Raw genomic sequence first — 26,426 nt, 5'->3', positions numbered from 1 at the left:
GGCCTATGCTTGAAAAATTAACAAATACCTTTTCATCGATTATCCAAACGGTGAGCGGAAAATCGACGATCACCGAAAAAAATATTGAAGATACGGTTGAGCGTATTAAGACGGCGCTCCTCGAAGCCGACGTCAATCTCCGCGTCGTTCGCCGCTTTGTCAATTCGACGATTGAAGAAGCGAAGGGTGAAAAAGTTCTTCGCGCCGTCGATCCCGGCGAACAATTCGTTAAAATCATTTACGACAAACTCGCCTCTATGCTCGGAGATGCGAAAACCGATCTGCATTTAAAAGGGCCGGACACGCAGTCGGTGATTTTGCTGCTCGGTTTGCAGGGGTCGGGTAAAACGACCGCAGCGCATAAACTCGCATACCGCTTGGCAAAAGAAGGACGGAAGCCGCTGCTGGCCGCGTGCGATTTGGTCCGCCCTGCCGCCGTCGAACAACTTTCGCAGCTCGGCGAAAAAATCGGTGTGCCGGTATTTAAAGAAGAAGGCGTATCCGCCGTGCGCGTTGCAAAAGATGCGCTCGACTATGCGCGGAAAAATTCGCTCGATACGCTTATCGTCGATACCGCGGGGCGCTTGCAGATAGACGAAGCGATGATGAGCGAACTCGTCGATATTAAAAAAGCGCTTTCGCCCGACGAAACGATCCTCGTCGCCGATGCGATGACCGGTCAAAACGCGGTAGACATCGCAAAAACGTTCGACGAAAAGCTTTCGCTTTCAGGCGTTATTTTAACAAAATTCGATTCCGATGCGAGAGGCGGTGCGGCGCTTTCGCTTAAAACGATGACCGGTAAACCCATTCTGTTTATCGGTACGGGCGAAAAAACCGAAGACCTCGAAGTCTTTCACCCCGACCGCATCGCAAGCCGCATCCTCGGCATGGGCGATATCGTTTCGCTCGTCGAAAAGGCGCAGGAAACGGTCGACCGCGAAGAAGCGGAAAAGCTGCAAAAAAAGATGGCGCGCAACGAGTTTACGCTCGACGATATGCTCACGCAGTTTCGGCAAGTGCGCAAGATGGGCAGTATGCAGCAGCTTATGGAGATGATGCCGGGCATCGCACAGCAGATGCAGGGGCGCGATTTCGATACGGACGGCATGAAAAAGCAGGAAGCGATTATCTTGTCGATGACGAAAAAAGAGCGGGCGAATCATTTTATCATCGGGCCCGCGCGCCGTAAACGCATTGCAAAGGGGTCGGGGACTTCGGTCGCTGACGTCAACAAATTGATAAAGCAGTTTGAAAAGACGAAGCTCGCGATGAAAAAGCTCAGCAAAAATCGCGGCATGCAGGCGCAGTTTATGAATCAGCTCGGCGGCGCCTCCGCTGATATGGAAGCGCTCGCAAGGAAATTCGGCAGATAGCGGTATCCGCGAAAAAGTTGTTAGGCGGGCTGGGGGTGGCGAGGTATATAAAGTGGATTTACCAAATTTCACGCAAGAATTTGTATCTCAAATTAATAACAATCTAATTTTATTACAAGATCGTAATATTGATGTTTATAAAAAACTAGAAGCTGTTTATAACGAATCCGATAAAGTTAATGCTTTCCTAAGTCCATACTTTTCATGTCATGCAGGATGCTCATTTTGTTGCAAATATGATGTTCTAATTACTGCTTTTGAAGCAAATTATATTGCACAAAAAATTCATTATCCAATTAAAAATGAAAAATTATCTATCAAAAATAACAGTTTTTGCCCTTTCTTAAAAGATAATATTTGTTCAATTTATAAATATCGACCGCTTATCTGTCGAACTTACCATGTAAGAGGAAATCCAAAAGAATGTGAATGCGACTATAATAATGCAGTATCGAAAAGGCTCGAACAGTATGGTACAAAAATCGGAGGGTATGGAAATAAAATTTATAGTGAGTTCGCTGGATTTATTGATTATGTAAATATATCAATTTTTAAGGGTGAACTGAAAGATATTCGTAATTATTTTTAATAATATAAAATTTTGCACTTTTATTTTGGAATATATAATGCAGCTCAAAACCGACAAACCTGTTAAGCCGGTTTTCGGTTTAACAGCGTAGTTGGGCGGATATGACGTACTGGAGGCTTGAAGGAAAAATGAAAAAAATAAATTTTGAAATTATAAAGAAAGTTGATTATTTATTAGTATTTATTGCTGCTGTTATTGGACTTATTGCTTTGCTTGTAAATCTAATTTCTGAAATCTTTCCAATTCGTTATTCTCAACCGGCTCATATTGAAATAATAGATTCTAAAGATGAAGAAGCTGTCTCAAAAATAACAGAATCAATTGATTTTCTGGAAAAAATAAAAGATGTATATGTTTTCTCTGTAAGTACATCTGCAATAAAATCTGATGATTTATCTAAATCAAATTTAGAAGCGAAACAACTTTCAAATATAATTCAAAAAAGTTCTTCTGCATCTAAAATAATAAACTTTATTTTTGTAAAGGATGAACAGGAAACACTTCTTTTCCCTTCAAAAGTATTTATTTATAAATATCAACTATCAAATGATAATTCACCGAATGATATCAATACTTCTGCAATACATAAAAATTTACATAATTTTAATATTTATGCAGTAATAAAAGAAGATACGAACGGAGATAAGCAACTCGACAGTAAAGATAAAATTGCTTTGTATGTATCCAATTATGATGGAAAAAATTTAAAAGAAATATCATCTTCAGTTTATTATTTAGATTGTATAGATAAGAATACATTCCTGTTTGCTGAATACGAAGATGGAAAAGTTACTTTTTATGAATATGATGGAAATTTTGAAAAAGTGACTTTAATAAAAACTATTCAACAAGAGTTGTCGGAAAAAAGAATTATTCTACGGTAAAATAAAGCCTAACACGCTTTTCAAAGCCGACAACGCAGTCGAGCTGCATTGCGGTTTAAAACAATGTTATGTGGACGCCCCTATGGGGTGCTGTAATGGGATAACAAATGAGAAAAATTACGGTTATATTTATATTATTTTGTATAATATTTGTTTCATGTTCACAAAAACAGATTCCATTTAACAAAAAACAATGGATGAGAGAAAAAAATCGATTTTATATGACCGATTCGCTTATTAAAAAATTAAATGAAGATAAACCAAAAAGAACTGAAATATTTGATTTGCTGGGAAAACCAAAACTTGAAGGTAGAATAAGTGATAATGAAGTCTCTTATTGGTTAAAATCAGACGGTTTCCTTGCTATGTGGGAATTATATATTTATTTTGATGATAATGGAAATTTTGAATCTGCGGAGGTTGTATATGCCGATTAAAAAACAAAGGAGTATCTTTTCAGTAAGTCAAGCTTGCTGAAAAGATGCATTGAGCTTTAATAAGGTAATTTAAAAAGCTTTTTCAAATTACATACTCACCGCTTTTTATAAAACAGTTTGTTGACAAATACATAAAATAATATGTATAATATATATGTATATGACCTTTGAGTGGGATGAAAATAAAAACTCTGAAAACATTCAGAAGCATAAGGTTTCTTTTGAAAAGGCGCAGGATACTTTTTTTGACGTAAACCGTATGATTTTAGAGGATGTAAATCATTCCGTTTCAGAAAAACGTTATTTTTGCATTGGAAAAACAGACAAAGAAATTTTAACGGTACGTTTTACAATACGCGGTCAGAACATTAGAATTTTCGGCGCAGGATATTGGCGTCAAGGAAAGAAACTCTATGAAGAACATTTACAGTAACCCCGAAAAATCAGTAATGAAAGCATTGGATTCTGCCGTATTAGTGGCGGATTTCCTTCCTGCTCCATCAGAGCTTGTAAAAAAATCAACAAAAGAAAAAATAACAATCTCAATTGATTCCGATTGTATTAATTTCTTCAAAACAGAAGCCAAGAAAAATCATACAAAATATCAGACTATGATGAATGAAGTACTTTCTCAATATGCAAAGTATTATGCGGTAAATTGAATCGAGGGATAGAACAATCACATAACGCCGTTTTCAAAGCCTACAGCGGGTTAAGACCGTCAGCGGTACAACCGATTGTTCCGCTGACACCCGTGTCGTTTTCCGTATCGACTACGGCACCGTGATGACCGATGCGACGCGTCCGTCTTTTGTGTACGCTTTGTTCGGATTCGTCGAGTCGGTGAGCGCATCCATTCCCGAATAATAATTATAATAATGCGTGCCGGCGGGCAGGGGCAGTGCGATTTCGTATAAGCCGCGCGACGTTTCTTTCATTTCGTAAATCCACGGATCCCAATTCGTAAACGAGCCTGCAAGGTATATCTTTTGATGCGTATTTGCGCGGCAGATAAAACGTACGATTTTTTCCGATGACGCGTTTGTTGCGGCGGGCGCGGTTTTTTGCGGCAGGTCGGAAGCGAAAGTAAAGCGCGAAAGAGAAATGCCTTCTTTTTCGTCGTAGTAGCTGTCGGGGTTTGCGGGATCGGTCGTCCACAATCCGTCGATGATGAGGCGGTATGAAACCGAACGGACATTACCGGGGCGATTTAAAATAAAAAACAGCACCGAACCTTTTACCTTTCCGTTCATATCGCGCATCGTGTGTATGCGGAACGGATGAATCGTTTTGTATCCTTCAAAATCGAAGGCGATGCCGGTAAAGCGCGATTTCGCGTCGGCGGTAAAAACGACCGCACCGTCTTTTTCGTACGGGGCTGCGACGCCGCGGATTTCGAGAACGGTTTCGTCGTTATAATCCGCAGCAGAGACGGCGGAAAGCAGGGCTTGAATCGCGCAGAGCAAAAAAAGAAAGCGTTTCATATTACGATTATCGGCAAAACGGCGCCGAAGATTTACCGAACCGGCAAAAGCAGCTGTATACGCCGAGCGAGACTTTTCTAATGTACGCGCAAAAATCATCCGTTATTATAATAGGTCGAAAGTCGAGTTTCGAAAGTATTTCTAAATAAAGATATGCTTTCGGCGAGAACCCGTCCGCTAAGCCGCGGTCGAGCTTTTAGGGTACGCTTCCGTAAGCCTAACGCTCGAAACGGCACGCAGCCGGAACCTCGCCTCCGCATCATTTTATTTACTTTCGAAACTCGCCATTCAGTTGGTGAACGAAACGGATGGAAAATTTCGAGTTTTAGAAAACTCGAAATCAGACCTAATAGAGAATACGCAGGGCAAATACTTGTAAAGACGGGCGTTTTAGCGATACAATAAATTGGGTGGATTATGCCGGGGTTAAGCCAGCTAAAGAAATTCAATTCAGATATTCTCGCACTCGGCAATGAGATACATGCGCGCGCGTCCCGCGGCGAAAAGCCGATTATAATTCCGATTCCGAAAACGGTACGGGATGTCGATGATTCCGAAGATTTCGTTCTCGGTATACCGGAGAGCCCCGAGTCGACGATGCCGGCGTTGAGTTCGTCCGAAGCGGAAGATTTTTCCGATATCATCGGAACGGGCAAAAAGGGTGCGGCACCGAAAGAGAGCGCCGAATCGTCTTCAACCGGCGTTCCCGATCTTTCCGATTTGCTCAATCCCGTTATTCCTTCCGCGTCGGCAGGAGAGGCGAAAATGCCCGACCTTTCCCAATTTGCCGATGAAGCGGAACGAAAAATCGAAAACGCTGAGCACGAGGGAGTGTCGATTGCCGATATGAATCTCGACGACCTGCTCGGCGATATGGGCGGTAAGGAAGAGGAAGCGAGCGATGTGCTGCCGGAAGAGAGCGCATCCGATGTATTGTCCGGCAAATCCTCATTGAACCGAGGCGGCGTCGCATCCGAAACGCGAAGCGTGCCGCAGGATCCGTTTTCGCTTCCGCCCGCAGAAGGATTTTCATCTGCAGTACCGGATATCCCGCTTCCTCCCGATGTTCACGCTCATACCGTACCCGATCTTCCTTCTCTCGATGAATTGCCGCCGCCCGAGCCGGAGTTTGCGTCGCCTTCGCCGCCTGAAAGCAGTGTGAAGACGGCTGCCGCAAAAGTGCCCGCCGCCCCTTCGCGCGAAAAAATTCCGAAACAAAAAACGCCTGCGTCTTCTCCCGCAGCGGTCGACTCGTCCGTTGCCGATTGGACAGATGATTTCGATACCGCCGGTCGGACGATCGATATGAATATCGAACTGCCGGAGGATATGCCCGAAGTCGAAAACGGAGATGCGGCGCAGGATGCGGAAGCGGCGTCAAAAAGCGATGTCGATCGTGCATCCTCTTTCGGTAAAACGTCTTTTGAACAAAAGATTGCCGATACATCAGGCGAAGATAAAATACCGACCGACTCGGGGGCGGACCGAACGCAGGAGAATGCGTCCGATACAGATACGAACGCAGGGCAGCTTTCCTCCGATACCGACGCGAACAAAAAACCGATTTCTCCGCTTGATGCGGATGCGAACCGCAGTCCGATTTCTTCCGCCGATGCGGCTCAGGACGGTTTTGAACTTCCCGATTTCGATTTCGCGTCTATGGTCGATGATGACGGACTTTCGCCTGCTGCCGGCATTCCCGAACAGGAAAAAACATCTGCCGGATCTTCCGAATCGTCAGCCGATGCGGCTTCCGTTCCCCGTGAAATATCTCTCGGCGGCGATGCGGCCGAAGAAAGCGGAGAAGTATCTTCGAATACGTTTGCCCCTCATCCGTCGCCGGAAAGCTTTGATCCCGATACTTTCGATTTCGATTTTGATATGGGAGACGGAGAAGAGGGGGCGGCAGGCGAAACGACATCGGGCGATGGACGTTTCGGCGATGTGCCCTCGGAAGAGAGCGGCGAAGAAATCATTCCGATAGAACACTTCGATACATCCGAAATGGAAGGCCTCGACTTTACGGTCAAAGAGCCGGCAAAAGCCGAAGCGGATAAAAACGATTTCGAACTCGGCCTGCCCGGCGATCTCGGCGATTTTGAAATTCCCGGTTTTTCCGATACGGCGGAAGTGAAAACCGATAAAAGCGGTCGAATCAAAATCCCCATGTCCGATTTTCGCAGAGCCGCCGAAGGCGGAAAGGCGCCGAAAAATACGCTTACCGATGCGCAGTATGAAAAATTTCTTGCAAACCTCGCGCTCTATCCGCTCAACGTACGCCTCGCCGTCGAAAATCTGCTCGTCGCAAACGAATTCACGGACGACGCGCAGTTTGAAATCGTTGAAAAAATTCTCAACAAAGCGCCCGCGCGTCAAGTTGCTGCAAGCCTCGAAAAGATGCTCGACATCGCGATTCCCGTTCCGCGCGATTTTGAACGCCGCACCGCGGCCGAATACGATGCGTACAAAGCGTCTCTTGAGTATCAGCTGCGAAACAGGATCGTTCCGGGTATCGTACTCGGTTTGCTCTCTGCCGCCGCAGTATTCGGATTGATAATTTTTACGCTCAATTTTATTTGGCGTCCGCTGAACGCGAACGGTCTGTATAAACAGGGCTACGCGCTCATTCAAGCGGACGAATATCCTCAATCGGAGATGCTGTTCAATGAAGCGGCCGGCAAGCAGCTGCAAAAAAAATGGTTTTTCAAATATGCGCGCGCATACCGCGAACGAAAGCAATACTTGCGGGCGGAACGGATGTACCGCAATATCCTTTATTATTTTAATTACGATAAGGAAGCGGGCATCGAATATGCGCGCATGGAATGCGACGATTTGGCAAATTATGAAAAGGCCGAAGAGATCGCGCGGCGAAGCGTACTTGACTATCACGTAAACGATGCCGACGGTATACTCCTGCTCGGCGATATCTACCTCGAATGGGCGACCGAAAAAGATTCTGCAAAATTCGAAGAAGCGCGCAAACAATACGCATCCCTCGTGCAGCTCTACGGGCAGACCGATAAATACCTCGCGCGCATGATGCGCTATTTTGTGCGTACCGACAATCTCCGCGAAGTGCTGCAGCTCAAAGACCGATTTTACCCGAAAGCGAAATCGCTCGATGCCGAAGATTGGACGGAGATGAGCGGATACCTTCTCGATAAATTATACGGGCCGCTTCCGCCCAAAGACGAATACCTTCGCACGAAGATCGAAGACGTGCGCGATATGCTCGACCGCGCAGTAAATGCAAACCCGTCGAATCCCGTCGCATTTTACAATCTTTCGCGCTATTTTGTACAGATGCACGATTCGGAGCGAGCGGTGCGTATGCTCGAACACACGGTCAAGTTGTTCGAAGAAAAGTCGCAAACTCTCCGCCGCCGCGATATCTACAAGCAGATCGATTCATACCGTCTGCTCGGAGAACAGTACGTTTCGGGGAAAGAGTATTTGACGGCCGAAGAAAAATATACCGACGGGATTTCACTGTACGAACGCGAAAAGGAAAACAGCGGTTTTGCCGGAAATGAAAACATCGGAAAACTCTATGCCGATTCGGGCGACATCGATTATTTTATCCGCGGGGATTACGAAGGCGCATATAACGATTATCTTTCGGCGATCCGCACGCACTACGATACGGCGTCCCTGCATTACCGTGTCGGCTTTATTCAGTATTCCAAAAACGATTTGGACGGCGCGATCGGCTCGTTTATCAAAGCGGGAGCCGAAAAGCCGGAAGACGATCACTTGCTGCTCGCGATGGGCAATACGCTTTCGCTTCGCGATGCGAACTATGCGGCCGAGGGTTATTACAAACAGCTCGTAAGCAATCTCGATGCCGAGTTCGCAAAAAAAGGAATTGCGTTTACGCAGACAAAAGCCGCCGAAGACGCGCTCACGGAACTTTACCTGAAGGCGGCGAATAATCTCGGCGTTACGCTTTTCCGCCTTGCCCGCCGCACGGGCAACAGCAGGATGAATGCCGACGCGATGGTACAGCTTTCCGTGTCGATGCGCGCGTGGGATGCGCTCACGCGAAACGAAGCGACGATGGTACGCCTTCCGGGCGGCAATCTTGCCGAACAGAATATGCGCTATATGAGCCATCCGATGCCGGATTACGAACCCGCAATCTATACGGATATTCCGAAGATTCTCACCGGTGAAAAGGAACTGACGCAATGAGCGCGGACGAAAACAGAGCCGGCATACTGCAGGCGCAATATAAAAACAGCATAAAAAAAGAGCTCGTCCGAAAATCGATCCACATCTGCAGCGCGCTTATCCCCTCTTTTCTCACCTTTGCGTATTGGCCGGTTATCGCCTGCCTTACAGTTGTTCTTGTGTTCTATATCGCATCCGAAACGCTCAGAAAGTACGGCGTCTCCGTTCCCGTCGTATCGCACATAACCGAAGTCGCTTCTCGAAAGCGCGATGAAAATAAATTCGTGCTCGGCCCCGTGACGCTTGTGCTCGGTATCATCGTCACAGCGCTTTTGTGGAAACCGGAAGCCGCACGCATCGGTATCTACGCGCTTGCGTTCGGCGACGGACTTGCGAGCCTCGGCGGAAAACTCTTCGGGCGAACGGTCATTCCGTTTACGCACGGAAAAACGGTCGCGGGAAGCCTCACGTGCTTTTTTGCGGTGCTCTGCTCATCCTTTGCCGTGTGCAAAAACGGATTCGTATCGCTTGCTTTGGCGCTTTCCGCGATGGCGATAGAACTCATCCCTCTCGGCGATTTCGATAACCTCGTTATCCCCGTTGCGATCGGCGGACTATCAACATTATTAATGCGCTGATTTTACTGCCACAGGTATTTTCGGTGCAGACTTTTGAGGTATACCGCCGTTCCCCCGAAAAGCAATATGCCGCCCGCAGCTGCCGCCGCGTATGAGGTTGCATAACACGAGAGTTCGTATCCGAGTGCGAGAGACGCAAAGCCGAAGGGGGACGCATCCTTCGTTCCGAGCGACCATGCGTTGACGAAGAGCGAAAGAATCGCTGCGGCGAGGATGAGCGCGCGAATCGCGAGGAACGTTTGTCCGTTGCCCCATTTTATGCAAAAGTTCGGGAGTACGACTGCGGTGTCGAGCGGCATCAGCATCGAAACCATGACGGAAAGCACGATGAGTATGACGAGGTTCCGCTCGACGTGCTGGCGCGCTTTCGTTCCGCTGAAGACCGCGTCGAACAGCAGCGCCGTCGGAGCGAGCGTTCTCGCGAAGAGGACGACCCTTCCTGTAAAAAGCAGAAAAGCCGAAAGTTCGTGCCACAGATTGAACAGCGGCACGCACAGCCGCACCGTTTCCGCAAAACAGCCGATGAGAAACAGTGCGAAAAAGATCACTTCCGTTGACTGTGTTTTTTCGAATTGGACATAGAGATAGATGACGGCAAGCAGTGCATACAGCGCGAAGATAAAAAGAGAGGCGATCGTCGCGATAAACGAATAGCCCTTCGTATAAAAACCCGCTATGCGCTCGGCCGGAAAAACGTCGGGGCGGGTAAGCGTGTCGGTGTAAATCGAATATCCGAGCATCGCGGAAGCACCTAAAAGAAATACCGAAAAGACGATAATCAGAGCGAGAAAAAAATAATTCCGCGTTTTAATAGTCATAGAAACGATAATACCCGCAACGGAAATAATAGTAAAGACTTGCTTTGAAATTCCGACAATGTAAAAGACGGGAGGATGCCGTATGAAAAAAATTATTGCAGGCGGATTGATTTTTGCGCTCTGCCTATATTGTGCGCTTGCCGGCGACGCCGCGGTTTTTGTCGATGCGGGATTTTCATCCGACGGGTCGATATATCTCTTCGGTCAATACGGCAAAACCGATAAATCGTTTCGGGGCTGGGCGGAAATCTATACGGTCGATGTCGCAAAAAACGATTTTGTTAAAGGCGGCACATATAAAATACAGCCGTCTTCCGTTACGGCGGGAAAATCGGGACGCGAAGTATACGATTCTCTCGCTGCAAAAAGCTATTTCGATACGAAAAAATATAATTGTACGCCCGCATCTCCCGATCAAATCCTCTATATCTGCGGCGATGAAAACAAAGACGGAAGCGATGAAATCGTCTTTAAAGATTTTGCCGGAAAACTCGGAAGCAAATCGACATACCGCATTCGACTCATCCCGACGGTGCGCGGTACGGGCGAAAACGCAAAGTCGTCGTTTTACATTTTAATGGAAAAGCTCGATGAAAACGGCAGCGTCGTAAGCCGGCAAAAAATCGGCTCTCCCGATGTCGTCAGAAAAGGTGTGACGTCGTACAAGATAGAAAAAATACTGTGCAATAAAAGCGGCGACGGCATCGCCTTTATCGTCGCGAAAACAATGGAAGATAAAACGGGTGTACTCATCCGCTACATGGCGGAAACTGCAAAACTCTTCGGTTGAATATAGGGTTTCGGAAACATCGGCGGAAAAGCCGATGAACGGGGCATCGTACAAACGCGAAGTGCGATGTTTTTTCAGCCCCGCGTTTTGTATACGATGCTTATCGTTCGGCACGTTTGCCGCTTAATCAGCGCGGATGCTCGTGTTTTTGACGATAACGTCGTGCGCGGAACCTTCGCGGATCGACGCTTGACTTACGAGGGTGATCTTCGCTTTTTGCTGCAGTTCGGGAATCGTGAGCGCGCCGCAGTTGCACATCGTGTGGATCACTTTGCTCGTCGTCGTCTGCACGTTGTCGTGGAGGCTTCCGGCGTACGGAACGTAACTGTCGACGCCTTCTTCGAAGGCCATCTTTTTCGCCCCGCCCAAATCGTAGCGCTGCCAGTTGCGCGCTCTGTTCGATCCTTCACCCCAATATTCTTTTACGTAATTGCCGTTGATGATGAGTTTGTGCGTCGGACTTTCGTCGAATCTTGCGAAATATCGGCCGAGCATGACGAAGTCCGCGCCCATCGCGAGCGCAAGCGTTATATGATAATCGTGCACGATGCCGCCGTCCGAGCATATCGGAATATAGATGCCGGTTTTTTCATACCACTCGTTGCGCGCTTTCGCCACTTCGATCGTTGCGGTTGCCTGACCTCGCCCGATTCCTTTTTGTTCCCGAGTGATGCAGATGGAACCTCCGCCGATTCCGATTTTAATAAAATCGGCGCCGGATTCGGCGAGAAAGTTGAAACCGTCTCTGTCGACGACGTTGCCGGCACCGACTTTGACGTCGTCTCCCCATTTTTCGTGGATGTCTTTGAGCGCGCGGCGCTGCCATTCGGTAAATCCTTCCGACGAGTCGAGACAGAGCACGTCGGCGCCCGCATCCAAAAGAAGAGGTACGCGTTCCATATAATCCCGCGTATTGATGCCGGCTCCGACCGTATAGCGTTTTTGCGTGTCGTGAATTTCGAGCGGGTGCTCTTCGCGGTTTTCGATATCTTTTCGGAACACGAGCGCCTGCAGATTGCCGTTTTTATCGACGATCGGAAGCTGATTGATTTTGTGTTCCCAAATCAAATCGTTCGCATCGTCGAGCGAAATGCCTGCTTCCGCTTTTATTAATTTTTCAAGGGGCGTCATATAGTCGCACACTTTTGCGCCTTTTTCGCAGCGGTTGATACGGAAATCTCTCTCGGTGATGATGCCGGCGAGCTTTCCGTTCGGGCTTCCGTCTTCGGTGACGGCGACCGTCGAGTGTCCCGTTTTTGCGATGATTGCGGTGAGCTCTTCGAGCGTTTGATCCGGACGGATGTTCGAGTCCGACGGCACGAATCCCGCTTTGTATGATTTGACGCGGGCTATCATCGCCGCCTGATCCTCCGGTGTCTGCGAACCGTAGATAAAACTGATACCGCCTTCCTGTGCGAGCGCGATCGCAAGCGTGTCGTTTGAAACGGACTGCATGACGGCTGATACCATCGGTATGTTCATCATGAGCGGACAGGCATCTCCGGCTTTTTTGTTGTATTTGACGACGGGCGTACGCAGCGACACGTTTGCGGGAATGCAGGTTTCGGACGTGTAGCCGGGAATCAAAAGGTATTCGTCGAATGTGTGCGAGGGTTCGTCAAAAAAATATGCCATGGAAACGCTCCTTGGAAAATGAGTATATGTCATATCGTTTGAACCGTCAACGTGTCGCATTATGGAGCTTTTTCGCCGCATTATTTGCCGGAATGATAAATTGTAAAAATACAAAGACGGAACACACGAAAAACCTTTATGCTGAAACTCTGAAAAACGGCATTTCGCGCTCTTGCAAATCCCCGCCATCGGGTGTAAAATACAAGGTGCGAATTGATACTCGTTTCACATCAATACATTTCAAGAAAAGGAAGCTGCCATGGCAACAGAAGAACAGAAAGTAACGCTCGACGCCAACACTGCGGTCGGACGCGTTGCGCATGCGCTGAGCGAAGTAATTTCGATTTATCCGATTACTCCGTCCAGCCCGATGGGTGAGGTTGCCGACGATCTGTCGGCAAAGAACGAAAAAAATATTTGGGGCACGGTGCCGACGGTTGTCGAAATGCAATCGGAAGCGGGAGCTGCGGGCGCCGTACACGGTGCGCTGACGGCGGGAGCGCTGAGCTCGACGTTTACGGCTTCTCAGGGCTTGCTCCTGATGATTCCGAATATGTACAAAATCGCAGGCGAATTGACGAGCACGGTATTTCATATTGCGGCACGTGCCGTCGCAACGAGCGCCCTGTCGATTTTCGGCGATCATTCGGACGTCATGGCTTGCCGTCAAACCGGCTGGGCTATGCTCGCATCGAACTCCGTGCAGGAAGCGCAGGATATGGCGGTCATTGCGCATTCGGCGACGCTCCGTTCGCGTGTTCCGTTCCTGCACTTTTTCGACGGATTCCGCACATCGCATGAAATCCAAAAATACGATGAAGTGTCGTTCGAGCAGATGCGCGGCATGGTCGATGACGACCTCGTGCGCGCTCACCGTTCCCGCGGTTTGAATCCCGAGCGTCCTGAAATCCGCGGTACTTCGCAAAATCCCGACGTGTACTTCCAGAGCCGCGAAGCGGTCAACAATTATTATAAAGCGGTCCCGGCGATCGTACAGAACGAAATGGCGAAGTTCGCAAAGCTTACCGGCCGCAAATACAAACTCTACGATTACGTCGGCGCAAAAGACGCAAAATCGGTTATGATCATCATGGGATCGGGCGCGGACACGGCTCACGAAACGGTCGAATATCTGTGCAAACAGAAAGGCAAAAAAGTCGGCGTCGTGAAGGTGCATCTGTACCGTCCCTTCGCTGCGGATAAATTCCTCGCGGCGATTCCGGAAACGGCGAAAAAGATCGTCGTACTCGACCGCACGAAAGAACCCGGTGCTTTGGGAGAGCCGCTCTACGAAGACGTGTGCACGGCTTTCGAAGAAGCCGGACGCAAAGCTCTGATTGTCGGCGGCCGCTACGGTATCGGCTCGAAAGAGTTTACGCCTGCGATGGTCATTTCGTGCTTCGAAAATCTCGACGCGAAAGATAAAGTGAAAAATCACTTTACGATCGGCATCAACGACGACGTATCGAAGACGTCGCTGAAATACGATCCCGACTTTTTCATCGCCGAACAGGGCATGACCGAAGCGATGTTCTACGGACTCGGTTCCGACGGTACGGTCGGCGCGAACAAAATCGCAATCAAAATCATCGGCGACGCGCGCCCCGACCTCAACGCTCAAGCGTATTTTTCGTACGATTCGAAAAAATCCGGCGGCATCACGGTGTCGCACCTGCGCTTCGGCAAGCGGACGATCCGCCGCCCGTATCTGATTACGGCCGCCGACTTCCTCGCCTGTCACAAATTCGCATACATGGACGTGTACGACATGCTCCAGTATCTGAAAGAGGGCGGAATCTTTTTGCTCAACAGCCGTTTCGATAAGGAGCATGTTTGGGAGGAAATCCCCGTCGAACAGCAAAAGCGCATCCTCGCAAAAAAAGCGCAGTTCTACGTCATCGACGCGTTTAAAATTGCGGAAAAAGCCGGCATGGGCAACCGCATCAATATCGTCATGCTCGCTGCGTTCTTTAAGATTTCGGGCGTTTTGAAAGAAGACGTCGCCGTCGAATACATGAAGAAATTCATCGCGAAAACCTACGGCAAAAAAGGCCAGGACGTCGTCAACAAAAACATTTCGACGATCGAAATGGCGCTTGAAGCCGTCGAAAAAGTCGATCTCAAAGGCAAAAAGGTCGGCGGCAATTTCCACATGGAATCGGCGATGAAAAATACGAACGATTCCTTTATCAAAAACGTGCTCGGCGCTATGGCCGCTCAGGAAGGCGACAAACTGCCGGTCAGCAAATTGCCCGCCGACGGTACTTTCCCCACGGCGACGACGCAGTACGAAAAACGCGGTATCGCCGAACGGGTAGCGTGCTGGGATGAAGCGACCTGTATTCAGTGCGGCAACTGCGCTCTCGTGTGTCCGCACGCCTGTATCCGCATGAAAACGATGACCGACGAGGAAGCGGCAAAAGCTCCGGCGGGATTCAAGAGCGTCGAGATGAAGCCTGCAAAGCCCGGACAGAAATTCGTGCTCGCTATTTCCGCCGACGACTGTACCGGATGCGGACTGTGCGTATATACGTGCCCGACGCAGCCGAAAAAATCGCTGCACATGGAACTCTTTACGCCCGAATACAAAGAAGCCGAAAGCAAAAAGTGGGATTACTTCCTCACTCTGCCCGAAGTGGATGCTTCGACGCTCAACCTCGCGACGGCAAAGGGGCTTTCGATGAAGCGGCCGCTCTTCGAATTCAGCGGCGCGTGCGCGGGCTGCGGTGAAACGGCGTATATCAAAACGGTGAGCCAGCTTTTCGGCGACCGCGCGATGATCGCAAACGCGACAGGCTGTTCTTCGATTTACGGAGGCAATTTGCCGACGACACCGTACGCGCAGAACGCGAACGGACAGGGCCCGGTATGGAGCAATTCGCTCTTTGAAGATGCGGCGGAATTCGGTTTCGGTATGCGCCTTACGGCGGAAAAACTTGCCGAATACGCGCGCGAAGTTGCAGCCGAAGCGAAGGCAAAGGGCATCGCCGCCAAAGAGATCGATGCACTTCTTTCGAATACGCAGACCGACGATGCGGCGATCGAAGCGCAGCGCAAAAACGTCGCGGCGCTGAAAGCGATTTTGAAAGACAAAAAAGACGCTCTTTCGAAAGAGCTTTTGTCGCTTGCCGATCACTTTATTAAAAAGAGCAACTGGATTATCGGCGGTGACGGCTGGGGCTACGATATCGGTTTCGGCGGCGTCGATCACGTACTCGCTCAGGGACGCAATATCAATATCCTCTGTCTCGACACGGAAGTATATTCGAATACCGGCGGTCAGATGTCGAAAGCGACACCCTTCGGCGCGGTTGCAAAATTCGCGGCGGCGGGAAAAGACATCGCGAAAAAGGATTTGGGTATGATCGCGATGAGCTACGGCTACATTTACGTCGCAAAGGTTGCGATGGGTGCAAATGCCGCTCAGACTATCAAAGCGATCCGCGAAGCCGAAAGCTACGACGGTCCGTCTCTCATCATCGCCTATTCGCACTGTATCAACCACACGATCAACATGAGCGACGGCTTGAAGCTGCAAAAGCAGGCGGTCGAATGCGGACTGTGGCCGCTGTACCGCTACGATCCGCGCCGCAAAGAGCAGGGACTCAATCCCTTCCAGCTCGATTCGCGCGAACCGAACTACCAGCTTGCCGACTATATGTACGCCGAAGGCCGCTTCAAAGCGCTGAAAGCCGCGAACCCCGAGCGTGCGAATATGCTGCTCGAAAAAGCGACTGCAGCCGCAAAGCGGACGTGGCAGGAGTACGACTATCTTGCGAAGCGCCCGTTCTGATCGGCGTATGCGCAGAGTGCGCGTAAAGCGCATAAAAATCGTACGAATGTAATGTAACGAAAACGGCCGTCCGAAAGGGCGGTCGTTTTTTTATGATACGGGGCGTTGCGGAGTATTTATCGAACTCCGCATTTTTCCGGTGCTGAAACCAAAGATGTCACCGGCGAAGCCGACCGTCGTAATGCCGCCTATAGATTATAAGGGCATGAATGACTTTTTCGAAGAGTGGACTGTGTAACCGTTACCACAGCGCGGTGTCGGTGCTCATGAGGATAGTACCTTTATTTCCAACTATACCCCATGTGTTGCCGTTACAGGCGATGTCGAGTAAATATTGTGTCGTTCCGCTTGCTTTTTGCGCAAACCTATTGCCGTTATCGGTGCTCATGAGGACAGTACCTCCCTCCCCGACTATACCCCATGTGTTGCCGTTGCAGGCGATGTCGGTTAATGCCTCTGTCGTTCCGCTTTCTTTTTTTATAAACGTCTTGCCGTTATCGGTACTCATGAGGACAGTGTCCCCAACCCCGACTATACCCCACGTATTGCCGTTGCAGGCGATGTCGAGTAAACGTCTTGCCGTCCCGCTTGATTTTTGCGTAAACGTATTGCCGTTGTCGGTGCTCATAAGGATTATATCGTCATTCCTAATAATACCCCACGTATTGCCGTTGCAGGCGATGTCGGCTAACGTCTCTGTCGTTCCGCTTGCTTTTTTCGTAAACGTATTGCCGTTGTCGGTACTCATGAGGATAGTACCCCCAATTCCAACTATACCCCATGTGTTGCCGTTACACGCAATGCCGTATAACGCCTGTGTCGTTCCGCTTGCTTTTTGCGTAAACGTATTGCCGTTGTCAGTGCTCATGAGGACAGTACCTCCATCCCCGACTATACCCCATGTATTGCCGTTGCAGGCGATGTTGAGTAAATGTTGTGGCGTCCCGCTTGATTTTTGCGTAAACGTATTGCCGTTGTCGGTACTCATGAGGATAGTACCTCCCTTCCCGACTATACCCCATGTATTGCCGTTGCAAGCGATGCCTATTAAAAGTTGTGTCGTTCCGCTTGATTTCTGCGTCCAGTCCGCGTTGCCGTGATAGATATTGCCGCAGGAGGTGATATTGCCCAGTACGAACAGACCCGTGAGTCCGCCGGAAATCATAGTCCATAATTGCTTCTTTTTCATAATGCCTCCATCGCCGCCCATTATAACGAGTTCGCCGCCATTCGAGCAAGGACGCAAAACCAAAAATTGTTATCGTCATAACATAGCGGTTTTCGCCTCGATAAACGGTTTTCGCCGCCTTGACATTGAAGCGGTGAATTTATAGTATTAAATTTATGACTGTAAATGAACTTCGATCCAAATATATCGCGTTTTTTAAAAGTAAAGGGCATGCGGAAATAAGCGGTCAGTCGCTCATTCCCGACAACGATCCGACCGTTTTGTTTACGACCGCCGGCATGCAGCCGCTCGTTCCCTATCTTTCGGGGCAAAATCACCCTGAAGGAACGCGGCTCACCGATTATCAAAAATGCGTGCGCACCGGTGACATCGATTCGGTCGGAGATGCGTCGCACTTGACGTTTTTTGAAATGCTCGGCAACTGGTCGCTCGGCGATTATTTTAAAAAAGAATCGATCGCTTTCAGCTGGGAATTTTTGACGGGTAAAGAATGGCTTGCGATTCCGCCGGAAAAAATTTCCGTGACGGTGTTTGCGGGCGAAGATGCGGTGCCGCGCGACGACGAAGCGGCCGCCATTTGGGAAAGCTGCGGCATTCCGCGCGAGCGGATCTTTTATCTGCCGAGGAGCGACAACTGGTGGGGACCCGCGGGTTTGACCGGTCCCTGCGGTCCCGACACGGAAATCTTTTACGATACGGGGAAAGAAGCCTGTTCTTCTCACTGCCGGCCGGGCTGCCCGTGCGGTAAATACGTCGAAATCTGGAACAACGTATTTATGCAGTACAATAAAACCGCAGACGGTACCTTCGAACCCCTTTCGCGAAAATGTGTCGACACCGGCATGGGAGCCGAGCGCACGGTCGCGATGCTCGGCGGTATGAAGTCCGTTTACGAAATCGATGTCTTTGTTCCGATTATCCGCTGTATCGAATCGCTTTCGGGAAAAAAGTACGGCGAAAACGAAGACGTCGACATATCGATCCGCATCATTTCCGATCACGTGCGTACGGCGACTTTTATTTTGGGCGATCAAAAAGCGGTGACGCCGAGCAATGTCGGCGCGGGCTATATTCTGCGCAGGGTCATCCGCCGAGCGGTGCGCCACGGACGGAAGATCGGCATCGAAGGCGCCTTCCTCGCAAAGCCTGCGGACGTCGTCATCGGCGAATACGTTAAAGCGTATCCCGAATTCGAAGGCAAAAAAGATTTTATTTTCGAACAGCTCGGCGCGGAAGAAGATAAATTCCTCGCAACGCTGAAAAAAGGCGAAGCGGAGTTTGAAAAGCTTTTGCCGAATTTATTAAAAAATCCGCATAAAACGATTCCGGGCCGCGTCGCTTTCAGACTCTACGATACGTTCGGCTTTCCGATCGAACTGACCGAAGAGCTCGGCCGCGAACACGGTATGACGGTCGATATCGATTCGTTCAAAGAAGAGGAAAAAAAGCATCAGGAAGAATCGCGTACGCTGAGCGCCGGCGCTTTTAAAAGCGGTCTCGGCGATCATTCGGAGATTTCGACGAAATATCATACGGCGACGCACTTGCTGCACGAAGCGCTCAAGCGGGTGCTCGGGCCGGAAGTCGCGCAAAAGGGTTCGAATATTACGCCCGAACGCCTCCGCTTCGATTTTTCTTTTTCACGTGCATTGACGAAAGAAGAAGTGCAAAAAGTCGAAGACTTGGTGAACGAACAGATCGCGCGCGACCTTCCCGTTACGGTTGAAGAGATGAGCCTCGACGACGCCAAAAATACCGGAGCGCGCGCGCTTTTCGGCGACAAATACGGCGAACGCGTTACGGTGTATTCCATCGGAGACTTCAGCAAAGAAGTGTGCGCTGGTCCGCACGTCAAGCATACGGCGCAGATCGGGCAGTTTAAGATAACGAAAGAGCAGTCGTCTTCCGCAGGCGTGCGCCGCATCCGTGCGGTCATCTCGGGCGGGCTGCCGCTCGGAGCGTAGCAGCCAGCGTGTCTTCGTTCAGCCGGGCATCTCGTGTAACGCACTGCAGTGCAATTTGTTATTATTGAAAGAAGGACTTAGATACAATGAAAGTAAACCGTTTTACCATCTTCTGTTGTATGTTGATGATTTCGGCCGCGTCCGTTTTCGCGCAGTCGGATTTGCAAGTGCTTGCGGTTATAAAGCTCAACAAAAGCGAATCGATTACCGTCAAGCAGCTCAAAACGCGCGTCGGCATGTACGAAAAACAGGCGGGCAGGGTGCTGACCGTCGACGAGCGCAGACAAACGCTCGACGCTCTCATTTCCGAAAAGCTCATCAATCAGGCGGCGCAAAAAGCGGGCATTTCCATTCCCGACAGCGCGGTAAATCAAAACTTTCTTCAAACGATGTCGCAGATAATCGTCGGCAGAAATGATACTCTCACCGAACAGGAACTCAACGCTTTCGTGCGTCAGCAGACGAAGACGTCGCTCGACGAATTTATGAAGCAGCAGGCGGGCATGTCCATCGCCGAATATAAGGATTATTTAAAAGCGCAAATCACGGCGCAGCAGTATATCCAGCAGCAGCGTGAAGCCGAGCTTCGCAACGTCAAACCGACGGACGAAGATATCCGTTCGTTTTACGAAATGAATAAAGCGAATTTCGTGTGGAGCGATATGCTTCGTCTCTTCCTCGTTATTGTGCCGAAAGGATCGTCGCCGGACGATGCGAAAGTGAAAGCGACGGAGATGTGGAATACGCTCAAAAACGCAAAGGATCCGTCTTCCGTACGTACGCAGATCGGAGTCCGTTCGCAGGCTGAAAAATCCGGTTTTCAAGCGGGCGAAATGCTTATCAATAAAACCGAAACGAGCGCCGTACAGCTCGGCATATCCTACCGCGTACTGCTCGAACTTTTTTCCCGCACTCCCGGATATATTTCCGACGTGCAGGACAACGAAACGAATTATCAATTTTATTCCATCGTAGAAAAATACGATGCGAAACTGCTCGGCTTGAGCGACGTCGTCCGCCCGGGAACGACGATCACCGTCTACAATTACATCAAGGAGCAGCTCGGTCGGCAGCAACAGATGGCATATATGTACAAGGCCGCAAACGAGATTGCCAAATCGCTTGACGTAAGCGAAAACGTCGACCGCAAAAAAACCGGCGCCGAATTGGATAAACTTTTAAGCTGGTAAGGAAATCCCGTGTCGCGCAGAAAGGGCCGGGTGCTGGCATTTCAAACGCTGTATTCTTACGAAGTGGGCGACATCCCGCTTGAAGACCTGCTTTCATTTTCGTGGGCGTCGGAAAGCGGCGTCCCTGACGAAGACACGAACAAAGAAGAATACGCGTTTGCGCGTCTTTTGGCCGCCGGCACGGTCGAGCATCTTTCCGAAATAGACGAAAACATAAAAAAACACCTCGCTGCAAATTGGGATTTCAACCGCGTAAACAAAGTATCGCTGTCGATTTTGCGCATGAGCGTGTATTCGCTCTTATATCAAAAAGACGTCGGCGCTTCCGTCGTCATAGACGAAGCCATTCAGATCGCAAAGGAATTCGGAGCGGACGATTCGTTCCGCTTTATCAACGCGGTGCTCGATAAGATCGGTAAAGCGTCTTCCGCTTCGCCGTCACCGGCCGAAAAAATATCCGCGCCGTCTTCCGCCGAAAAACTCACCGAATAGCGGGCGGAACGAGGGGCGTTATGGAAAAAAAGTTCGTGTATTTCGGCGTACGCGATTTTTGCCGCCGGCGGAATTCCGCTCATCTTCCGAACGCGTTTTGTTTTCTTTTATTAATTGTTAATTTTTGTTTTGTCGTATGTGCCGCATCGTGCAGGATGAGCGCGTCCCGTTCGTCGTTTACCGGCATGCTCGATGAAATCGACGCGCTCAACGAACAGGGGCAGGACAGGGATGCCCTTTCGGAATTGAAAAAAGCCGAAAAATACGTATACGATTCGTGGTCGCGCATCGGCATATACCGCCGCTATTTTGAAATGGGAGAGACGGCTCTTGCGGAAAAGACGCTCGTGCGCGGATTGAAGCGCAATCCGAAAAACCCCGAAATGTCCGCGGTGTACGCGCAGTTTTTGATGCGCTCCGGAAGGGGAGCGGAAGCGGTAAAGATTGCCGAATGCCTTCGCGGTACGCGCTTCGGCTCCGTGTACTCCGAAGCGTACTTGCGCGAGCTTGCATCCGAAAAAGGAGCAAGCGCTTCCGAATATTTCGACAATCGATTTTTTTCGATCTTTTGCGACGCATACGCCGGCTCGAAAGACGGGTACTGGCTCCGAGATGCGGCGCTTATCTGTTTGAAAGACGGCAATTACGATACTGCGTATTCGATAAAACCCGCCGACTGCTTTGAAGTCGAAGACGCGTTTTTTTGGAGTCTCGTCATGTTCGATTCGCGCCGTTTCGGAGAAGCGGCCGCCTATGCCGAAAAAGCGCATTCACTCTACCCGACATCTTCGATCCGTTCCCGTCACAGAGTGTCGCCCGTCGAAATAGCCGCCGTTCTCTCCGATTCGTATATTGCGCTTTCGGAGACGGAAGAAGCCGAGCGTGCGAGGCGCAGCGTCATCGCCGAAATGGAGCGGAATACCGGCGGCATGAACATAGCGGACGAAACTGTGAGCTCTCTTTTACCTTCTCTCTTTGTCAACAGCGCGCTGTACGCCGAAGCGAACGGCAACGACGACGAAGCGAGCCGCCTTTTGACCGATACGGTAAACGCGTGGCCCGATTATGCGCCCGCTCTCATCGCGTATGCGGACTTTGCACGGCGGACGAGTATGCCTCCGGCGGAAGATATGCAGGAACTCACGCTCAGGGACAACGGCCTTGCGACGCTCAAAATGGAAGCGTACGACAGGCGCGCAAAGATTCCGGTGAGCGATGCCGAATACCGCATCGATCGAAGCCTCGAGAGAATTAATAATCCCGTATTGTATATCGCGCGCTTGCATTTAAAATACGAAACCGATTTTTCTCTGACAACGGATGAAAAAATATCCGACGTATGGAACGAACTCGAACGCAGCAGTGTCGGCGCAAACGTCTATCCCGACGTTATTTTCGAATTTGCGCTGAACCGCCTTTTAGCCTACCGGCGTTACGACGACGCTTTCCGTCTTTTTCGAAAGAGCATGGCCGCAAAATACGGTTTTGACCCGTCGCGCGATTTTTGGGAATCGTGCGCTTCGAATGTCCGCGACATGACGATCCGCGAAGCCGAATATGCGGCGTGGTTTGCAGCTTACGGCAGGCTTGCCGATACGGCGATACGACTCTACGAATACTGCGTGTACGAAAGCGGCGGCGGCACGGACGGCAAAACGATTTCCTCCCTCGTCTCCACGCCGTCGTGCATGAACCTCGCGATGCTATACGAAAGCCTCGGCTCGAACATACAGGCGCTCGATCTCTATGCGGCCTCTTCCGTCCGTGCGGCGGACGCTGTGCAGCGGGCTGAAATCCAATACCGCATGGCGCTCATCTACAGTGCACAGGGCAAAACGAGGGAAGCGCTCCGTTCGGCAGGTTACGCGCTCGCCCTTGTTCCGACTCATGCCCGCGCAAAATTGTTAAGAGACCGTCTCGCCGAACAAAATCGATAAGCGTTTCGATTGCAGCAAAGCCGATGTTCGCGCGGGCAGTTCAGTTAAGATCTAAATGCAGGATAACCGTTCTTCCGCCGTTGTCGCATACTTTATAAAAATATTCGGGAAAGCGTTTTGACGCATAAATCCGCGCCGCCATCGGGATAAGCATAGTATCGGCTACACCGTTAAATTCGTTCATAGATTTTTTATTGCACCTCCGTAAAATATTATACAAGTTAAAGTTCGGTTTAAGTCAAGGGGGAGAGAACGGAAAATCAGGGATTACGCATGAAAAATGTATACACAGAAAAGAAACAAAGTATAAAATAAAAAAGGCGGAACGTGAGGCAGCGGCAATGCCGCCGAGCCGCTCTGACCGGGTTTAAACGGTACGCTGAAATATCGCGTACCGTTTAATTGCAAGTTTGCTTTGCAAACTTGTACATACACATGCGCGCTTCCGCGCACAAGTGCGGCATTTTCGAAAATCGATATTTTCTGTAATGCCGCACTATAAGGAATGGCAAGCAAAATTTCGAAGAAATTTTGCGCAGTCCGATTCTAATCACGGTCAGCCGCGGTGAACGGCAGGGCTGCTGCCGGGAGTGCAGCCGATTTTTTACGGTAACGGTTATTTTTGGGGGATATAGATTCTCATGCGTAAGCCCTGCCGGAAAATTATCTTTTGTGTCGCATTATAAATCGATATACAAACAAGCTTACTGCAGCACTGAAAACTTTGTCGATCAGATTTGTGACTGTTCCGCCGAAGTAGGCGGCAAACTTTAAACTCTTTGTCACAACATATATCCCTTGCACAGCGTTGTCTACTTGCGGAATGGAGGTATTTGCCGAGTAGAAAAAATAAGAAATCGTATCGCCCAGCACCGAATTGGTGACGGCTGATATCAAACCTATCCACATAAAATTTTCGGTTGTATAAGAAAAATTTGTTTTTGAAAGGGATGCGGCTTTTTTTCGCTCGAAATAAAACACCAGATATGCGACTACTGCGGTAGAGATATGACACAACGTAAAAAGAATACCCGTGTTTGCAAAAATGCACAAAAGGACGTTGCTTCCAACTGCGCACACAATTCCCGGAACAAGACCGCATAAGGCCGTTACGGCGATAGTAAGCAGTGAATCCAAATACAGCGGAAAAGCGATGAGCCCTGCAAGATATGAACAAAGATAATTAATCGAAATGCCTGTAATCGTGAAAACGATTGTAAAAATTCTTTGTTTCATTGAACTTTTTTTCATTAAAATATCAACCCTAAAAACTTTGCTTTTTCAATCAAATCGTGCCGGTCGCGAATAAACATTTTTTCGTAAACCGCAGTCCGCTGATTCAGAATTGTCTTTTTGGTTTTTCCGAGCCGCGTCGCAATTTCAACGATATCAAGACCTTCGGCAAGATGAATGAAAACTTCCCGCTCTTTTTTTGAAAGACTTTTGTAATTGTCGAAAAGATAACTTTTTTCGTCACGAGCGATATGCTTGCCTTTATTCTGCGGTAAAAGGGCGTACAAGATTTTGCTTGCCGCGCTGTTATAGTACGTGTTCCCGGAACCTACTGCAAGAATCGCTTTTTCAAGTTCGTCGACCGAAGCTTCTTTTGTGATAAAACCTTGCGCGCCCATCAAAAGCGCATTTTCTACGTGAATATCATCATTGTACATAGTGTAAACCAAAATCAAAATATCGGGATTCGCTCCTTTTATTTTTGAAACCGATTCAAGTGAATTTTCACCGTCGAGATTCAAATCCAAAATCACAATTTTAATATCTTTATGTTTAGTAAGTTTTTTGACCGCTTCAGGGATTGTCCCCGCACCTGTTATGGAAAGCGACGGATTTTTGTTTTGAAGCATAAAAATCATTCCGTCCCGCAAACCTGTGTGGTCGTCAACGAACAGAATCTTTAACGGTGACTGCAATTGTAAATCCTCCTTCGTTTATAAAATCGGCATTGCCGCCGATAAGCTGGGCACGTTTTTTGATATTGGTAAGTCCGTAATGTTTTACGGCATCTTTTTGATTTTTAGTTTGAACTTCGGTTTTTTCAAAACCTTTTCCGTTATCGCAGATTATAAAACGGAAGTCATCGATCCCGTCCACGATTTTTATTTCGACTTGTGTCGCATCGGAATGTCGGGAGATATTGCTCAACGCTTCCTGCAGAATTCTGATAAGATGTGTTTTTTGCGTTTTTTCAAGTTTCAGTATTTTTTGACTTGCAACGTAAAGATGCGTTTTTATTCCGAAATTCGCTTCAAACGCAATGCAAATCTCACGTACGATTTTTTCAAAATCTTCCGTAAACGCAATACTTCCGGAACCGATCATATACCGGATTTCGTTCAGCGCCTGATTCGCATAGAACTTTGATTTTGAAAAATCTTGTTTTTCAAGGTAGATTTTCAGTGCGGCAAGATTTTGTGCAACTCCGTCGTGAAGATCGCGGCTGAAATTATTCTGCTCTGCCTGCATTGTTTTAAGCTGTTCGAGCTGCATTGCATTTTTAAAGAATTTTTCAAGGATTATAAAAGCTGCAATCGCAATCAAAAAAAGCGCGCTGTATAAAAGCGAGTCGTAGCCGAGATTCAGCCTTGTCTGCGTCTCATGAATGCGGTTTTGAAAGGCGATTACGGCATCAGGGTTCCGCTTACCGCTTTGCAGGTTTTGAATGATCGCTTCAAGTTCTTTTTTTAACGGTGCGTCAAAATAGGTGAAAGCTTGGTAGTCCGATCGCAGTTTACGCGCTATGTCTTCAAAGTCTATCGGATTATCTGCCGAAATGCCGAAGTTATCACCGCCGCCGACCATGTGCTGCGGGTTCATCTGAAACAATAACATCTGCGTGTCGAGTTTTTGAATAAGGTTGTTGCTTGTCCTCTTAAAAAGAATTGTGCAAAAAAAGATTGCGAGCGCTATGCAGATAAATATCGACTCGATTTTAAAAATTTTCTTAATAATACCCGGCAACATGATTTTTGAGTATAACACGAACTTTTATTTTTGTTTTGGGAAAAATTCCCGAAATTTT

At 48.8% G+C, this 26,426-nt stretch carries 22 protein-coding genes; 14 read left to right on the top strand and 8 right to left on the bottom strand.

The window, feature by feature from the left end:
- Nucleotides 1-5: 5 nt before the first annotated feature.
- The 6 genes from ffh (at nucleotide 6) to HRI97_RS09525 (ending at nucleotide 3,948) form a co-directional block, all read left to right on the top strand.
- Entirely contained in the window at nucleotides 6-1,376 is a 1,371-nt protein-coding gene (gene ffh, locus HRI97_RS09550) for a signal recognition particle protein (RefSeq protein WP_253725226.1), read from the top strand.
- Nucleotides 1,377-1,428: 52 nt separating this feature from the next.
- A complete protein-coding gene (locus HRI97_RS09545) occupies nucleotides 1,429-1,965 on the top strand; it encodes a YkgJ family cysteine cluster protein (protein WP_253725225.1) in 537 nt (178 codons plus the stop codon).
- Nucleotides 1,966-2,093: 128 nt separating this feature from the next.
- Nucleotides 2,094-2,849 carry a hypothetical protein gene (locus tag HRI97_RS09540; RefSeq protein WP_253725224.1) on the top strand — a complete coding sequence of 252 codons (756 nt, stop codon included), beginning with the start codon at nucleotides 2,094-2,096 and terminating at the stop codon, nucleotides 2,847-2,849.
- 107 nt (nucleotides 2,850-2,956) lie between these two features.
- Nucleotides 2,957-3,286: a hypothetical protein gene (locus tag HRI97_RS09535; protein ID WP_187420468.1), complete on the top strand. Its 330-nt coding sequence runs from the start codon at nucleotides 2,957-2,959 to the stop codon at nucleotides 3,284-3,286.
- A 154-nt stretch (nucleotides 3,287-3,440) separates the two neighbouring features.
- Entirely contained in the window at nucleotides 3,441-3,719 is a 279-nt protein-coding gene (locus HRI97_RS09530; RefSeq protein WP_253725223.1) for a BrnT family toxin, read from the top strand.
- A complete protein-coding gene (locus HRI97_RS09525) occupies nucleotides 3,700-3,948 on the top strand; it encodes a BrnA antitoxin family protein (RefSeq protein WP_215905301.1) in 249 nt (82 codons plus the stop codon). The genes HRI97_RS09530 and HRI97_RS09525 overlap by 20 nt, the downstream gene beginning before the upstream one ends.
- A gap of 111 nt (nucleotides 3,949-4,059) precedes the next feature.
- On the opposite strand, the gene HRI97_RS09520 is transcribed toward HRI97_RS09525, so the two are convergent.
- Entirely contained in the window at nucleotides 4,060-4,770 is a 711-nt protein-coding gene (locus tag HRI97_RS09520; RefSeq protein ID WP_253725222.1) for an early set domain-containing protein, read from the bottom strand.
- Between the two features lie 417 nt (nucleotides 4,771-5,187).
- Between HRI97_RS09520 and flcA the strand changes: the two genes are divergently transcribed.
- Entirely contained in the window at nucleotides 5,188-8,964 is a 3,777-nt protein-coding gene (gene flcA / locus HRI97_RS09515) for a periplasmic flagellar collar protein FlcA (protein ID WP_253725221.1), read from the top strand.
- A complete protein-coding gene (locus HRI97_RS09510) occupies nucleotides 8,961-9,581 on the top strand; it encodes a diacylglycerol/polyprenol kinase family protein (protein WP_180485160.1) in 621 nt (206 codons plus the stop codon). Before flcA ends, HRI97_RS09510 begins: the two co-directional genes overlap by 4 nt.
- A 2-nt stretch (nucleotides 9,582-9,583) precedes the next feature.
- Here HRI97_RS09510 and HRI97_RS09505 read toward each other — a convergent pair whose 3' ends face one another.
- Complete coding sequence (locus HRI97_RS09505; RefSeq protein ID WP_253725220.1) at nucleotides 9,584-10,399, bottom strand: hypothetical protein; 816 nt, start codon at nucleotides 10,397-10,399, stop codon at nucleotides 9,584-9,586.
- A gap of 82 nt (nucleotides 10,400-10,481) precedes the next feature.
- Here HRI97_RS09505 and HRI97_RS09500 point away from each other — a divergent pair, with 82 nt between their 5' ends.
- On the top strand, nucleotides 10,482-11,189 hold the full coding sequence (locus HRI97_RS09500; RefSeq protein WP_253725219.1) for a DUF2259 domain-containing protein: 708 nt from the start codon (nucleotides 10,482-10,484) through the stop codon (nucleotides 11,187-11,189).
- A 123-nt stretch (nucleotides 11,190-11,312) separates the two neighbouring features.
- On the opposite strand, the gene HRI97_RS09495 is transcribed toward HRI97_RS09500, so the two are convergent.
- A complete protein-coding gene (locus tag HRI97_RS09495; protein ID WP_253725218.1) occupies nucleotides 11,313-12,824 on the bottom strand; it encodes an IMP dehydrogenase in 1,512 nt (503 codons plus the stop codon).
- Nucleotides 12,825-13,083: 259 nt separating this feature from the next.
- Here HRI97_RS09495 and nifJ point away from each other — a divergent pair, with 259 nt between their 5' ends.
- Nucleotides 13,084-16,617: a pyruvate:ferredoxin (flavodoxin) oxidoreductase gene (gene nifJ, locus HRI97_RS09490; RefSeq protein WP_253725217.1), complete on the top strand. Its 3,534-nt coding sequence runs from the start codon at nucleotides 13,084-13,086 to the stop codon at nucleotides 16,615-16,617.
- A 241-nt stretch (nucleotides 16,618-16,858) separates the two neighbouring features.
- Here nifJ and HRI97_RS09485 read toward each other — a convergent pair whose 3' ends face one another.
- Complete coding sequence (locus HRI97_RS09485; RefSeq protein ID WP_253725216.1) at nucleotides 16,859-17,806, bottom strand: WD40/YVTN/BNR-like repeat-containing protein; 948 nt, start codon at nucleotides 17,804-17,806, stop codon at nucleotides 16,859-16,861.
- Between the two features lie 155 nt (nucleotides 17,807-17,961).
- Here HRI97_RS09485 and HRI97_RS09480 point away from each other — a divergent pair, with 155 nt between their 5' ends.
- The 4 genes from HRI97_RS09480 to HRI97_RS09465 all read left to right on the top strand — a co-directional run bounded on the left by HRI97_RS09480 (nucleotide 17,962) and on the right by HRI97_RS09465 (nucleotide 23,389).
- The gene (locus tag HRI97_RS09480; RefSeq protein WP_253725215.1) at nucleotides 17,962-19,770 is read left to right on the top strand and encodes an alanine--tRNA ligase; all 1,809 of its coding nucleotides are present in this window, start codon (nucleotides 17,962-17,964) and stop codon (nucleotides 19,768-19,770) included.
- Between the two features lie 86 nt (nucleotides 19,771-19,856).
- Nucleotides 19,857-20,960, top strand: a complete 1,104-nt coding sequence (locus tag HRI97_RS09475) for an MOSP complex formation periplasmic protein, TDE1658 family (protein ID WP_462708935.1) — start codon at nucleotides 19,857-19,859, stop codon at nucleotides 20,958-20,960.
- 9 nt (nucleotides 20,961-20,969) lie between these two features.
- Nucleotides 20,970-21,452: a transcription antitermination factor NusB gene (gene nusB, locus HRI97_RS09470; protein ID WP_253725213.1), complete on the top strand. Its 483-nt coding sequence runs from the start codon at nucleotides 20,970-20,972 to the stop codon at nucleotides 21,450-21,452.
- 20 nt (nucleotides 21,453-21,472) lie between these two features.
- The gene (locus tag HRI97_RS09465) at nucleotides 21,473-23,389 is read left to right on the top strand and encodes a tetratricopeptide repeat protein (RefSeq protein WP_253725212.1); all 1,917 of its coding nucleotides are present in this window, start codon (nucleotides 21,473-21,475) and stop codon (nucleotides 23,387-23,389) included.
- A gap of 40 nt (nucleotides 23,390-23,429) precedes the next feature.
- Here HRI97_RS09465 and HRI97_RS09460 read toward each other — a convergent pair whose 3' ends face one another.
- From HRI97_RS09460 to HRI97_RS09445, 4 genes are all read right to left on the bottom strand, one after another.
- The gene (locus HRI97_RS09460) at nucleotides 23,430-23,573 is read right to left on the bottom strand and encodes a hypothetical protein (protein ID WP_253725211.1); all 144 of its coding nucleotides are present in this window, start codon (nucleotides 23,571-23,573) and stop codon (nucleotides 23,430-23,432) included.
- A gap of 479 nt (nucleotides 23,574-24,052) precedes the next feature.
- Complete coding sequence (locus tag HRI97_RS09455; protein ID WP_253725210.1) at nucleotides 24,053-24,625, bottom strand: hypothetical protein; 573 nt, start codon at nucleotides 24,623-24,625, stop codon at nucleotides 24,053-24,055.
- A gap of 14 nt (nucleotides 24,626-24,639) precedes the next feature.
- On the bottom strand, nucleotides 24,640-25,251 hold the full coding sequence (locus HRI97_RS09450) for a response regulator transcription factor (protein ID WP_253725209.1): 612 nt from the start codon (nucleotides 25,249-25,251) through the stop codon (nucleotides 24,640-24,642).
- A gap of 34 nt (nucleotides 25,252-25,285) precedes the next feature.
- A complete protein-coding gene (locus HRI97_RS09445) occupies nucleotides 25,286-26,368 on the bottom strand; it encodes a sensor histidine kinase (RefSeq protein ID WP_253725208.1) in 1,083 nt (360 codons plus the stop codon).
- Between the last annotated feature and the right edge of the window lie 58 nt (nucleotides 26,369-26,426).

The sequence above is a fragment of the Treponema socranskii subsp. buccale genome (assembly GCF_024181585.1).
Lineage (GTDB): Bacteria > Spirochaetota > Spirochaetia > Treponematales > Treponemataceae > Treponema_D > Treponema_D buccale.
Note: the sequence above shows the minus strand (reverse complement) of the source record. Positions and strands in the feature narration are given on the sequence as shown.